Origin of the sequence: Sedimentibacter sp. LTW-03 (assembly GCF_052059825.1) — a bacterium.
Lineage (GTDB): Bacteria > Bacillota > Clostridia > Tissierellales > Sedimentibacteraceae > Sedimentibacter.
Genome location: NZ_CP197180.1, coordinates 2615694 through 2629908, shown reverse-complemented (window position 1 = coordinate 2629908; position 14215 = coordinate 2615694). Strand labels below are relative to the sequence as shown.

The following is a 14215-nucleotide window of genomic DNA, read 5'->3' as shown; positions in this document are numbered from 1 at the left end:
GAATAAATATGCTGAATGATCCGGCTGTCATAAATACCATACAACATGTTGCAAAGTCAATAGCTGCTATTTTAAATGTTGAGATTATGATAATGGACAATAAATTAAATAAGCTTGGCGGTACTGTTAATAACGAAAAGAACTATTATATTAGCAACATCTATAAATATATTATGAAAACCGGAGACGAAGTAATAGTAGATAATCCCGGGTTTCATTATTTGTGTGAGAATTGTAAAAATTATAAACACTGCCCTCAAAAAGCAGAGTTTGACTTTCCGATAAAAATCGGCAACGAAATAATAGGAATTTTAAGTATAGTCGGATATACGGAGGAGCATAAAAGAATAATGCTGTCCAGAAAAAATGATTATATAAAATTTCTTGAGGTAATGTGTCAAATGATTTCTACAAAGGCAATGGAAGTCTCTATTTCTAAAAAATTAAAAATTTCAGCAATTCAGATGACCCATATATTCAATTCTATAAACGAAGGAATTATAGGAACGGATGAAAATGGAAATATAACTCATTTCAGTAAAACTGCAGAGAAAATATTTAAAGCCAATAAGGATAGTATTATAGGCAAAAAAATCAATTGTATCTTCCCAAATATTGAAATTAACGATAAAGGACATTTCCCTAAATATGATAAAAGAGAGGTCAAAGCATTGCTTGGCAATGGAAATGAGCTGATTTGTTACATTTCTACAAATACCCTGGAAGACAAAGACGGAAGAATAATTGGCGGTATTATAACTATTTCTAATTCAAAAGATATTCAAAAGATAGTAAGCAATATTATTGATAATAAAAGTGTGCATTTTTGCGATATTATAGGCGAAAGCGGAACTATTTGCAATGCTAAACAGAAAGCTGAAATTTCGGCAAAGGGGTATTCCACTATTATGATAAGGGGGGAAAGCGGAACAGGTAAAGAGCTTTTTGCAAGAGCAATACACAGCTTGAGCCCAATGGCTGATGGACCGTTTATAGCTATAAATTGTGCGGCTATTCCCGAGACGTTGCTGGAAAGTGAATTATTCGGATATGATAACGGGGCTTTCACAGGCGCTAAAAAGGGAGGTAAGCCTGGTAAGTTCGAATTGGCTGATGGAGGAACATTATTTCTGGATGAAATAGGTGACATGCCCATTTACCTGCAGTCTAAAATATTGCGTGTTTTACAGGATAAAAAGGTACAAAGAGTCGGAGGAGTATCGGAAGTACCTGTAAATGTCAGAATTATATCTGCTACAAACAGAAATTTGGAGGAGCTGGTCTCAGAAAAAAGGTTCAGAGATGACTTGTATTATCGACTTAACGTAATTCCGATTATGATACCCTCCATAAGAGACCGCAAGGATGACATTCCATTATTGACTGATTATCTTTTGAATAAATACAATGGTATTTTCAATAAAGACATTAAGGAGATAGATTATAAAGTGCAGTGCATATTTGAGGCGTATGATTGGCCGGGTAATGTCCGAGAGCTTGAAAATGTTATTGAATATGCTATGAATATGGAAAAAAGCAATATTATAACAGAAGCAAGTATACCTAAAAATATAATTACTCCATGCAATAAAAAAGAAGATAAATCTTTGGATAACATAGTGAAAGAATTTGAAAAGAAAGTTATCAGCGAAAGAGCGAGAGAATACGGAACCAGCAAAGAAGACAGGAAAAAATTAGCTGAGGATCTCAATATTGGTATAGCAACATTGTATAGAAAATTAAAGCAGTACGATATATGATTCGAGGTATCAAAACCGATAATATATTATCGCTTTTGATACCGAGCTTGAAAGCTGTGAAATTAATGCCAAGAAATAATATCAGTGATTAAAAGAGTATCATTAATGATAACTGATTATTTATTAAAATTAAAAGTGCGCATTTTATAACATTTATAACTCCTGAATAATTGGCACGGAAATTGCATCTTTAATATTATAGCATGCTAAAAGATAGCGTTTGTGGCTATCTGAAAAAACTAATATTAGATATTTTCATAGAAGAGGAGTGATTTATTTGTAATAATCCGTATGAATTAACAAATTAATCACAGATGTTGCGTAATATTTAAGGAGGCATAAATTGAGCAGTCATACCGAAAACGACATAATAACAAAAGTAACTGACAAAACTTATTCAATAATTGATAGGGAAAATAAAATAATGTCATACACAACAAGGGTTCCATACTATCCCTTAATAGTAGAAAGGGCAAAAGGAGCCAAGGTTGTTGATATTGAAGGAAATGAATTTATTGATTTTCTTTCAAGTGCAGCGGTAATTAATGTGGGACACAATCACCCTAAGGTGGTTAAAGCAGTGAATGATCAAGTCAACAAGTTTATTCATTATACACCTGCGTATATGTATCATAAACCGCATATAGAATTAGCGGAGAAACTTGCAGAAATTACTCCCGGCAATTTTGAAAAGAGAGTGGCTTATGGATTGTCTGGATCATCATCTGTAGATGGTGCAATCAAAGCTGCAAGATGTTTTACAAAAAGAAAAAAAATAATTTCCTTCCTAAGATCCTATCATGGTACAACATTTGGAGCTTTAAGTGTTTCCGGATATGGCACTGAAATGAGACGCGGAATGGAACCGATGGTTCCGGAAGTGGAGTTTATACCTTATCCTGATTGCTACAGGTGTTTGAATAACAAAAAAAGAACTGACTGCAATTTAGCATGTTTGAAATATTTTGAAAATATGCTTGAAACAGTGGTTCCGCCTGAAGAAGTGGCTGCAATCATATTTGAACCTATGCAAGGGGATGCGGGTATAATTGTGCCTCCGCAGGAGTATTATGACAAACTGATAGGTATATGTAAGCGTTATGGAATTTTAGTAATTGCGGATGAAGTACAAACAGGTTTTGGAAGAACAGGAAAGATGTTTGCTTGCGAGCATTTTGGTATAGAGCCTGATATTATAGTTATGGGAAAAGCCATAGCATCGGGAATGCCGTTAAGTGCAATAGTTGCAAGAAAAGAAATTTTTGAAAGTTGGGGTGCTCCGGTTCATTTCTTTAATACGGCCGGAAATGCTGTATCATGCAGTGCATCCATAGCTACAATTGATGTAATTAATGATGAAAAATTACTTGATAATGCTAATACACAAGGGGATTATATAATTAGCAGATTCAGGGCATTGATGGAAAAGTATAATTGTATCGGAGATGTCCGCGGTACAGGTATGTTTATAGGAGTAGACATAGTTAAGGATAGAAATACAAAAGAACGTGATGTTAACAAAACAGCTAAGATTTGTTGGAGATGCTGGGAAAAAGGCCTTATATTGGCATTTTTCAGCGGTTCGGTTCTAAGGGTTGAACCTCCATTGTGCTTAAGTCGTGAAGAGGCTGAAAAAGCAATGGATATTATTGAAAAGGCAATTGCTGAAGTAGAAGAAGGACTTGTACCGGACGAAGTATTGGAACAAATTAAGGGCTGGTAATACACTTAGTTATTTTTTATAATAGATATCGAAAATTTAAAATTAAACGGAGGAGTTTATTATGCTACAACAGATAATGGATAGTATTAACGGAATACTATGGAGTAACGCACTAATATTATTAGCTTTATTGTCAGGACTTTATTACACAATAAGGACTAAAGGAGCACAGTTTAGATATATAAAACTTATGACACATTATATGTTTGAAAAAAATGATTCCAATGTCGGAAGAAGTGCTTTCCAATCATTTGCATTAACAATGTCAACAAGAGTTGGTACAGGAAATATAGCAGGAGTTGCTTCTGCAATTTCAATTGGAGGACCTGGAGCAATATTTTGGATGTGGGCTTCCGCAATTTTAGGAGCAGGTACTACAATAATAGAATGTACACTGGCTCAAATATACAAAAGCACAGATGGAGATGAATATAGAGGAGGTCCTCAATATTTTATCGACAAAGGTTTAGGAATTAAATGGTATGCAATGTTATTTGCTGTTTGCTCAATATTTGCACTTGGTTTCTGTACTCCTGGAATGCAGTCTAATGCCATTGCTGATGCAATGTATGTTGCATTTGGAACAAATAAATTAATGCTTGGAGTAATAGTTGCAATATTAGCATCATTGATTATATTCGGTGGAATAAAAAGAATAAGTAAATTTGCAGAGCTTATTGCTCCTGTAATGGCTATAATATATTTATGTATTTCTATTGTAATGATTGTAGCACATTTCACTGAAATCCCTGCAGTATTTGCTTTAATATTCAAAAGTGCATTTGGAACTGACGCTGTATTTGGAGGAATTGTAGGAAATGCAGTAATGATGGGAGTTAAGAGAGGTATCTACTCAAACGAAGCTGGTATGGGTACTGCATCTCAGGCTGCTGCTACTGCAAAGGTAAGCCACCCTGCAAAATCAGGATTAGTTCAGGCTATGTCTGTATATATAGATTCAATTTTCGTTTGTACTTCAACAGCTTTGGTTATTATATTCACAGGTATGTACAATGTAGATGGTATAGTTGAAAACCTTCCTGGAATTCAAGCCGGACCTGGATATGTACAAAATGCCATAGATACTTTTATTCCTGGCTTTGGTTCTGTATTTGTAGCATTGGCTATGTTGTTCTTCGCTTTTACTACAATCTTAGGAAACTACTATGCTGCTGAAACAGGCGCTGCTTATGTATGCAAAGCATCTAAGAAAATAAATCAGAAATATTTATTAACAGCTTTAAGAATTGCAACTTTAGCAGCAATTTTAATATTCTGTTCAAAACCATCAGTGCTTGCATGGGCAATGGCAGATGTAGGAATGGGCGTTATGTCATGGCTAAACTTAATAGCATTGCTTCTCTTAAGCAACACTGCTATTAAAGTATTTAAAGATTTCGAAGAACAGTATAAACTTAATAAAGAAATAGTATTCAATCCTGAAAAATTAGGAATAAAGAATACTGAAGTTTGGGAAAAAGAGTCTAAATAATTGCCAAATAATAAGTAACTCATTTTTCAATAAAATGAGTTACTTAATTATTATATATATATTTAATATTTAAAAAGGAAGTGTAGCAATGATTAAAAAAGGCGAATGGGTTTTAATACACAGAAATGTATTAGAACCGTCTCAAAGAGCTCCACAAGCACCTGAAGATACTAAAAAAGTACCTTTGGAAATGTGGGTAAAAGGATACTTACAGGAAGATGCAAATATTGGAGATGAAGTTACAGTAGTAACTAGAACTAAAAGAACTGAAAAAGGAACTTTGCTGGAAGCAAATCCGTACTATAAACATGACTTTGGCACATTTGTTCCTGAGTTAATGAAAATCAGCGATCAAGTGAAAGATATTTTATTTGGAGGTGCTGACAATGAGTAAGGATATGAGCTATTCAGCAGTAATGAGCAGAAGACCTGAAATAATGAAAAAGGCTGCCGGCTTGGATTTCGCAGAATTTGAAAGTGGTTCAATTGCATTCGACTATGAAAGAATGATGAAAGAAGCAGGATTTACAATAGAAGAAATTCAGAAAATTCAATCAGAACATGGAGTAGGAAATACACCTATTATAGAACTTAGAAATCTGACAGCATTAGCAAGAAAAGCTGCTCCTGAAGGAAAAGGCGCAAGAATATTCATAAAAGATGAAGCATCAAATGCATCCGGCAGCTTTAAAGCAAGAAGAGCATCTACAGCAGTATACCAGGCATGGAAACTTGGATATAAAGGTGTTGTTTCAGCAACAAGCGGTAACTATGGTGCAGCAGTTGCATCACAGGCTGCAATGTATGGACTGAAATGTATAGTAGTTCAGGAGTGCTATGATTCTAAAGGAATTGGACAGCCTGAAATAATTGAAAAAGCAAGAAAATGTGAAGCACTGGGAGCAGAAGTAGTACAACTTACTGTAGGCCCTGAGCTATTCTACACATTCTTGGCTATACTTGAAGAAACAGGATATTTCAATGCATCACTTTATACACCATATGCAATAGCAGGTATTGAAACATTAGGATATGAAATATCAATGCAGTTCAGAGAAAAATACGGCAAGGATCCAGATGTAGTAGTTTGCACAAATGCCGGCGGTGGAAACCTGACTGGTACTGCAAGAGGATTGGAAAAAGCAGGTGCAAAATCAAAAATAGTTGCTGCAAGTGTTGAATTGTCAGGATTGCACATGGCTTCTGACAGCCAATTCAACAAAAAATCATTTACAACAGGTCACACAGGCTTTGGAATTCCTTTCACAACATGGCCGGATAGATCAGATGTTCCTAGATCTGCAGCAAGATCATTGAGATATTTGGACAGATATGTAACTGTTCGCCAAGGAGAAGTGTTCTATATTACAGAAACACTTGCAAGCCTTGAAGGACTGGAAAAAGGACCTGCAGGAAATACAGCATTAACAGCTGCATTCTCTCTGGCACAGGAATTAGATCAGGATCAGATGATAGTTGTACAGGAAACTGAATACACAGGAGCTGGAAAGCACGTTCAGCCACAGCTTGCATTTGCCAGAGAAAACGGAATAGAAGTAAAATTCGGAGATCCTAAAGATGAAGTTCCGGGCAAAAATATAATATTGCCATCACATCCATCATTGATTAAAGCAAATGATGCAGACGTTGAACACATGAGAAGATCTCTTATCAAAAATGCTTTGAAAAACTATGATGTTGTACCAAATGATGCAGATATAAAATTCTTAGCAGAAGAAACAAACACTAATGTTGATTTTGTAAAAGCTGCAATTAAAGAATTAAAAGCAAAATAGCATTAAAAGCCAAAATGTAAAAATATTTAGTATGTTATAACAAACATTAAAGCCGGCAGGCGAGATAATCTTTAGCCGGCTTTTTGTTGTGTTCGGTTTTAACTGCATTTGTATATTGTAAAGCATGTGCAAATTGAGTATAATATTAGTTATGAACTAAATTTAAGAATTTCAGTATGCGGTTAATGCATCTGCGGAGGATAAAATGATTCAATCACATTTGGGTGAAATATCGGCACTAATTACTGCGGTACTCTGGACTTTCACAGCGGTATGCTTTGAGCTGGCAGGCAAAAAAGCAGGGGCGCTTACTGTGAATTATATAAGGTTAATTTTAGCGTTTGTATTCATAAGTCTGTTCACATCTTTTTCCAGAGGAATGCTTCTGCCGCTGGATGCATCTTCGGAAGCATGGATATGGTTAAGCATATCCGGAGTGGTAGGTTTTGTTGTAGGGGATTTGTTTTTATTTATGTCATTTTTAGAAATCGGTTCCAGGATATCTTTGCTGATTATGGCGTCAGTTCCGCCAATAACTGCTCTGCTGGGATTTATAACTATGAGAGAAATAATATCTCTTTCGGATTTTATAGGTATGATGATTACGATTGCAGGAATTGCTACAGTAATAATTGTCAGAAATCCCGAAGACGGTAATTTCAAATTTTCTCGCTCTGCTAAAGGGATAATATACGCTTTTATCGGAGCTATGGGGCAGGCGCTGGGATTAATACTCAGCAAGTTAGGTATGGGCGATTACAGCCCTATTGCTGCCACACAGATACGCATACTGGCAGGTCTGATAGGGTTTACCGTTGTATTTTTATTTATGAAAAAATGGGACAGGCTGAAGGAAGCCGTAAAAGATAAAGAAATAGTAAAGTACTTAGTCATAGGTTCATTTTTTGGGCCTTTTCTTGGAGTGTCTTTCAATCTTTTGGCAATACAGTATACAACCACCGGTGTCGCATCAACCATAACCTCAATTACTCCTGTTCTTATTATCCCGCTGTCAATTTATGTTTTAAAGGAGAAAGTATCACCTAAGGAGATTATGGGTGCGGTTATATCTGTTATAGGCGTTTCCGTCCTATTTGTGATTTGACGGTGCACAGCTCTGTCTTTACTTTATCAAAGTAAGTATATATAATAATTAGTATACAATTAAATTCTATTGGAGGAAAAGATGAAAGCTTATGATTTGATTAATAAAACAGAAATTGAAGTTACTTACGAAAGTCTTATTGAACTTATGAGAAACAGCAGGCAGGTGGATCTCATACTCAATGAAAAGAAAACAGATGAGGACGGTTATCTGACATGGGATGCCGAGCATTGGACAATGGTAAAGGAAAACAGGTTTATGAGATGCTATTCATTGGGAGACAGACAGCTGAGAGATTTTACCTCACACAATATATACGATTTAAAAAATGATTTTAAACCGGAAGAGGCAAAGGAAGTACAGATAAATTGATGGTTAACTGATAAGCCAAAAAAATGCTTTTTTATAAAGCATTTTTTAGTATGAACCTATATTTATTTTTTAGGAGGGGTTTTTGCTTTTTTTATTTTCCCAAAATCGATGTCCACATACTTATATCCCATATCCACTACTGTCACGTTCATGTATTGATAGTCATTCAACAGGTCTATATCCTCACCTACGGTGTTATCCGGATTTACAACTCTAATTTTAGGTCTCATGTTATTTTCAATATAGTTTTTAATTACGACACCGAGCTTGCCGTTGCTGAGCTTTACAAATGTTCCCACAGGAAAAGCAACTACGTTTTTTAAAAACACCTTAAGAACATCATAATCAAAATGAGATCCGGCATTTCCCATAAGGTATTCCATTATTTCGTTAGGAAAGCACATTTTCCTGTATGAACGCTCAGAATTTAATGCATGATATACGTCAGAAATGGATATTATTTTGCTGTACAAAGGGATATTGTCATTTGTTCTGCCATAAGGATATCCGCTGCCATCCGCTCTCTCATGATGAAATTTAATTCCCACAAGAATATCTTCAGATACATAGTTTTTTAAAATATCAACCGCAACAATAGGATGGGTCTTCATTAATTCAAATTCTTCAGCGGTCAGGGCACCGGGTTTATTTAATATTTCTGTGGGTATTGCTGTTTTTCCTATGTCATGAAGCAATGCAGCCATACCTAATGTATGGAGGGATCTGCCTTTCAGTCCCATTGCTATACCTGTTGTTATACTAAGATTGGCAACGTTTAAGCAATGCTGATAAGTGTATTCATCGTGGTTCTTAAATTCCAATATATTATCTGTCAGTTTTCTTTTTGACAGAATGTCTGATATAAGATCGTCAATAATTACAGAAAATTGGTCAATTGAATTGAAGGATAGAGATTTGTCATTTCTTTCGAGTTCATAATGTAAGGATCGTATGGCTGTCAAAGCTTTTGATTCAAGCCTTCGATCAATTTCCTGCTCAAAAACCATATCGTCAAAGGCATCGTTTTCAATAAACACACCCGTAATATCATGAAACAGTATTTTGTTTATATATCTGGCATTTAGCGGCTGGCCTCTTGTCAGAAGTACATAACTTAGATTTCTTTCATTAAGAATTATGTCCCTGGCAAGTATCATTCCGGATTTAAGATGCTCTTTGGTAATATACATTTTCTGCTCCTGAGTATATATTAAAATATATTATACCATAATTTACAAAAATATCAATAATTATGATATGTTTTGACAATTTTCAACATAAAATTTTTGCTGTTTTCTAAAGTATAAAGTATATAGAAGCAAAAGTTAATAAAATATTAATAATTTGCCGGTTTCAAAATTTTGATAATTCTGGTATAATCTATAAGTATTATTTAAATTTTTGGAGGAAGAAATGAAAAAACTATCTTTACTTTTAGTTGTGGCATTGATGATATTCAGCTTTGCCGGATGTGCAAAAGAAGAACCAGCTGCAACAGAAGAAGCAAAAACATTAACAGGTACTGCTAAAGGATTTGGCGGAGATGTTACAGTTACAGTAACAGTTAGCGGAGATGATATAACTGCTGTTGACGCAGTAGGCGACAGTGAAACTCAAGGCATTGGCTCAAATGCTATTGAGCAATTACCAGCTCTAATAGTTGAAGCTGATTCAACAGAAGTTGAAGCTGTTTCAGGAGCTACTGTAACAAGCGATGCTATAAAAGAAGCTGTAAATAACGCTTTAGCAGAAAAATAATACATAAAGAATCAAACTAAATGCGGAAAATGCGCCTTGGGCTTTAGCCAAAGGCGCATTTTGTATATGTCGTGTATTAGTAGAATTTATATTTACCTACCATTTCCATCAATGAATTGGCTTGTCCGGATAACTCTTCACTTGATGCGGCAATTTCTTCAGCAGTTGCCGAGTTAGCCTGCACTACGCTGGAAATCTGATCAACGCCTATATTGAGTTGATTTATATGGTCGCTTTGCATTTGGGATGCTTCTGCTATTTCCAGCATTAACGAACTTGTACTGCTTGTTTTTTCGACAACGGTATTCAAAGAATTTTCTGTTTCGGTTGCAATCTGATAGCCTTTGTTTACGGCGGCGGCAGAGCTTTCTATAAGAATGGTTGTATTTTTAGCTGCTTCCGCACTTTTTGATGCAAGGTTTCTGACTTCATCAGCTACAACCGCAAATCCCTTGCCTGCAATCCCTGCTCTTGCTGCTTCAACAGCGGCATTCAGAGCCAATATATTTGTTTGGAAAGCAATGTCGTCAATTGTTTTTATGATCTTTCCTATTTCTTGCGATGTAAGAGAAATATCTTCCATTGACTGCATCATTTCATTCATATAAGTACTGTTTTTAACTGCTTCATTATTTGTTGCTCCTGCCAGCTCGCCGGCATTTTGAGCATTGGCAGCTTCGGTTTTTACCTGCTCGGATATATCTGAAATGGCAGCGGCTATTTCCTGTGTTGAGCTTGCCTGTTCTGTGGAGCCTTGGGCAAGCATTTGGGCAGCAGATGCAACATGTTCTGCACCGGCATTTATTCCATCTGAAGCCTGGCTTATTTCAACAAGTATGTTGCGAAGCTCAGAAAACAGTTTGTCTACAATTTTAACTATTGATAAATATATTCCGCTTTGATTGGATGAATCTGAGGTGTATGTCAAATCATGCCCCGCAAATGCTTTTTCGTATCCGTTGATATTTTCTTCAAGCTGCTTTATGGAATTGACGGCAACCTCCATAGAGCGTGCAAGTGAACCAAGTTCATCATTTGTTGTTATAAGCTCCAGGCGGTTAAGTACATCTTCGCTGATTTCACCTGTTTCAATTGCCTTTGCGGCATTCACTACACTGTTTAACGGAGCGCTTACCCTCAATTTGAAGTATCTTTTCAATACAAAGATACTGACTGCAGATGATATAAGAGCCAAGGCAGCTATGAGAAGTATCTCATAAAGCAGCATTTTCTCCAAAGCCGCATTGTCGTTTCCTGTAAATAAAACTCCTGCGACGCTTCCGTCAAAAGACAGGATTGGTTTATAGACTGCTGCGTATGTTTTTCCCAGAACCTCATGTTTTCCTTTGTATGTTTGCTTGTTTTTTATAACAATATCGGAAATGTCTGATTCTAGTTTTGTACCGATTATCCTTTTGCCATCCTCTGCAATGGTTGTATTAACTCTTGAGTCATTTTCAAATATTGTTATTTCATTGTTGATATTGGATTTCATATCATTTATAAACTCTGCTTGTTCAATATCATAATCCGCTGTTATTACACCTAAAATATTGCTGTCGCTGTAAATTGGATAAACGACATTTACCGAAAAGTAATCAGATACGCTTTTTCCTATATCGGATCCGTAATTTCCTCCCATGGCTGCTTTTATTATAGGTATGCCTGAAATATCTTTTCCTGCATTGATGCTGCTGTCGGTACTTGCAATAATTTTACCGTTTGCGTCAGCAACGGTAATGTTGCTTATGCTTGACGAATTTTTTTTCAAATCATCTATGTAGGTTTTTATTGAAGATGTGCTTCTATTTTTGACTGAAACTATCAGTTCTTGGCTTTTTGCCGCTTCTCTTATATATTCTTCTATCGTTTTTTTCATTGTTTTGAATTCTGCCTCAACTAGTTTAGATGATGTTTCGGCTTTTTCAAATGAAACCTGCAAAACCATACTATTCAGGTTGTACAATGTATATGTAGATATAACGGCGATTGTTAAAATAAGTATTATTACGCTTATTCTCAGTATTTCTTTCGTAATGCTTTTTCTTTTGTTTTTCTTTTGTGCTCCAAAATTTAACTGTCTGATTTTTAACACTTTCTGTCCTCCTTGGTGAAATAAATTATGATTAGCAACATGTTATATATACCAAGAAACGACAATTTTAAAACATTTATTTATAATATAAAAATTTTATTATAAAAAACAAATCAGGCTTGCAGGACAAATGTTCTGCAGCCTGAAACGCTTTCTGTTAAAATTCTTCGTCGCTTATTACCTCTATTCCATTGGATCGAAGAAGCTTTGTTGTCATTCCTTCTCCGGGAATCAAAGTTTTGCTGAAGGTTCCGTCATATATGCACCTGCTGCCGCAGGAAGGGCTTTTTTCTTTCAAAATTGCTTTTTTTATACCGTACTTCTTTGCTGTCTCCAATACTTTATGTGCACCTTGGATAAAAAAGTCAGTCATATCTTCAGAGCTGGTATTAATCACTCTTTCGTTTTTTATCTCGCATGGCAGGCGAGGTACACTTAATCCGCCGGATGTTTCAGGGCATACCATTATGGCTTTTCCTTCATCAACTAATTTTTTTATTTTTTCCGAAACAATAATTTTACCGTCGTATCTTGATTTTTCACCGCAAAGGCATGCACTTACCACATATTCGAAGCTATGATTACATTCGGCGGGTCCAATGCCGTTAATATTGTTGTTCATCAAATTTTACTCCTTATGGTCTGTCATATGGTTAATGTGTAACCATACTACTAATATAACATAACTCTCTGGAAATAGAATTAATATTTTTAAAAAAATCGTAAAATAAAGCCGGAACACTAGGGTTCCGGCATGAATTATTCTGTAGCATCTTCTGTTGTTTCCGGTTCATCAGGTTTATTTAAAGTTCATTGTAATGATTAAATTGAAAAATTATGGGGAGTTAAAAAACAGCAAAAAAATAAGAGCGTAAGCTCTTAACTTATTGTAGCCAATGTACTATTTGTTTAGTTTAAGTTCATAAGTTGATTCAAGCACTGCGGACAGTCCCGAATTGCTGTAATCGTATCCCATGTCAACTATGGTAATATTCATAAAATCACTGTCGTAAAGAAGATCCACGTCTTCTCCCACTGTACCGTCATCGTCTATAATTCGTACAATGGGGCGAAGTATGTTTTCTCTGTAATTTTTTACTACAACCGCTAATTTGCCGTTGCTTAATTTTACAAAAGTACCTATAGGGTATGCGACAATTATTCTTATAAAATGATTCAATATTTCATAATCAAAATGGGTGTCGGCACATCCCATTATATATTCAATTACTTCATTGGGAAAAGCAGATTTTCTGTAGGACCTGTCTGAGGTCAATGCATCATATACGTCGCATACCGCCAGAATTTTAGCGTAATAGCTTATATTATCTGCTTTTTTTCCATAGGGATATCCAGTGCCGTCTAATTTTTCGTGGTGGCTTTCAATGGCCCTCAATACCTTGTATGAAACCATGTTTTCCAAAAATTTTAAAGCACTAACAGGGTGTGTCTTTATTAACTCAAATTCTTCATCGGTTAATTTACCGGGCTTGTTAAGAATCTCAACCGGTATTGACATTTTTCCTATGTCATGCAGCAGTCCTGCCAATCCAAGATCATGCAGCTCTGACTCACTTAAACCTATGGAGATGCCTGTAGAAATGCTTAGAACAGCCACATTGAGGCAATGGTGATATGTATAGCTGTCAAAGTTCTTAAAGTCTATGACATTGTATGTCAGGTCATCTTTGCACAATATTTCGCTTATTAAGGTATCAACTATTGAGGACAATCTTTTTATGGTTAGATCATTGATTTTGCCTGAGCTCATTTTAAACTCATAATATACGTCTTTTATTTGTGATAGTGATTCTGATTTCAAATTATCGTCAATATAGGAGTCTACTTCAATATCTTCGAAACCTATGCTTTCTATGTAAGCTCCATCTATGTCGTGATAATGAATTTTTTTAATGTATGAGTTATTTAGCACTTGTCCCTTTGTCAAAAGTAGAGCATAAAAATTATTGTTATTATGCAAGTAAATATCTTTAGCTAAAATCATCCCAGGTTTGAGATGTCCGTTGGTTACAAATAACATAAAACACCCCGTCTATTGTAGTTTGAAATTACTAAATCATTATAGCATACGAAATTACAGAATTCTACATAAT

The 14215-nt window shown here is 35.4% G+C and carries 12 protein-coding genes; 8 read left to right on the top strand and 4 right to left on the bottom strand.

The window, feature by feature from the left end; all coding sequences use genetic code 11:
• Positions 1 to 8: 8 nt before the first annotated feature.
• The 7 genes from ACS3UD_RS12905 (at position 9) to ACS3UD_RS12875 (ending at position 8248) form a co-directional block, all read left to right on the top strand.
• Entirely contained in the window at positions 9 to 1760 is a 1752-nt protein-coding gene (locus ACS3UD_RS12905; protein WP_308139226.1) for a sigma-54 interaction domain-containing protein, read from the top strand.
• Positions 1761 to 2103: 343 nt separating this feature from the next.
• Positions 2104 to 3483 carry an aspartate aminotransferase family protein gene (locus ACS3UD_RS12900; protein WP_308139227.1) on the top strand — a complete coding sequence of 460 codons (1380 nt, stop codon included), beginning with the start codon at positions 2104 to 2106 and terminating at the stop codon, positions 3481 to 3483.
• A 61-nt stretch (positions 3484 to 3544) separates the two neighbouring features.
• A complete protein-coding gene (locus ACS3UD_RS12895; protein WP_308139228.1) occupies positions 3545 to 4975 on the top strand; it encodes an alanine/glycine:cation symporter family protein in 1431 nt (476 codons plus the stop codon).
• A gap of 88 nt (positions 4976 to 5063) precedes the next feature.
• The gene (ortA, locus tag ACS3UD_RS12890) at positions 5064 to 5369 is read left to right on the top strand and encodes a 2-amino-4-oxopentanoate thiolase subunit OrtA (protein WP_308139229.1); all 306 of its coding nucleotides are present in this window, start codon (positions 5064 to 5066) and stop codon (positions 5367 to 5369) included.
• Positions 5362 to 6771 (top strand): 2-amino-4-oxopentanoate thiolase subunit OrtB, encoded by a 1410-nt coding sequence (gene ortB / locus ACS3UD_RS12885; protein WP_308139230.1) that lies wholly within the window; start codon positions 5362 to 5364, stop codon positions 6769 to 6771. The genes ortA and ortB overlap by 8 nt, the downstream gene beginning before the upstream one ends.
• Before the next feature lie 205 nt (positions 6772 to 6976).
• Positions 6977 to 7876, top strand: coding sequence for a DMT family transporter (locus ACS3UD_RS12880; RefSeq protein WP_308139231.1), 900 nt, complete (start codon positions 6977 to 6979; stop codon positions 7874 to 7876).
• Between the two features lie 81 nt (positions 7877 to 7957).
• A complete protein-coding gene (locus tag ACS3UD_RS12875; RefSeq protein WP_213923980.1) occupies positions 7958 to 8248 on the top strand; it encodes a hypothetical protein in 291 nt (96 codons plus the stop codon).
• 62 nt (positions 8249 to 8310) lie between these two features.
• On the opposite strand, the gene ACS3UD_RS12870 is transcribed toward ACS3UD_RS12875, so the two are convergent.
• On the bottom strand, positions 8311 to 9438 hold the full coding sequence (locus tag ACS3UD_RS12870) for an HD-GYP domain-containing protein (RefSeq protein WP_308139232.1): 1128 nt from the start codon (positions 9436 to 9438) through the stop codon (positions 8311 to 8313).
• 223 nt (positions 9439 to 9661) lie between these two features.
• Between ACS3UD_RS12870 and ACS3UD_RS12865 the strand changes: the two genes are divergently transcribed.
• Entirely contained in the window at positions 9662 to 10006 is a 345-nt protein-coding gene (locus ACS3UD_RS12865) for an FMN-binding protein (protein ID WP_308139233.1), read from the top strand.
• A 76-nt stretch (positions 10007 to 10082) separates the two neighbouring features.
• Here the strand turns inward: ACS3UD_RS12865 and ACS3UD_RS12860 are convergent, their stop codons facing one another.
• From ACS3UD_RS12860 to ACS3UD_RS12850, 3 genes are all read right to left on the bottom strand, one after another.
• Positions 10083 to 12101 carry a methyl-accepting chemotaxis protein gene (locus tag ACS3UD_RS12860; protein ID WP_308139234.1) on the bottom strand — a complete coding sequence of 673 codons (2019 nt, stop codon included), beginning with the start codon at positions 12099 to 12101 and terminating at the stop codon, positions 10083 to 10085.
• Positions 12102 to 12258: 157 nt separating this feature from the next.
• The gene (locus ACS3UD_RS12855) at positions 12259 to 12723 is read right to left on the bottom strand and encodes a DUF523 domain-containing protein (protein WP_308139235.1); all 465 of its coding nucleotides are present in this window, start codon (positions 12721 to 12723) and stop codon (positions 12259 to 12261) included.
• A 279-nt stretch (positions 12724 to 13002) separates the two neighbouring features.
• Entirely contained in the window at positions 13003 to 14142 is a 1140-nt protein-coding gene (locus ACS3UD_RS12850) for an HD-GYP domain-containing protein (protein WP_308139236.1), read from the bottom strand.
• Positions 14143 to 14215: the final 73 nt, after the last annotated feature.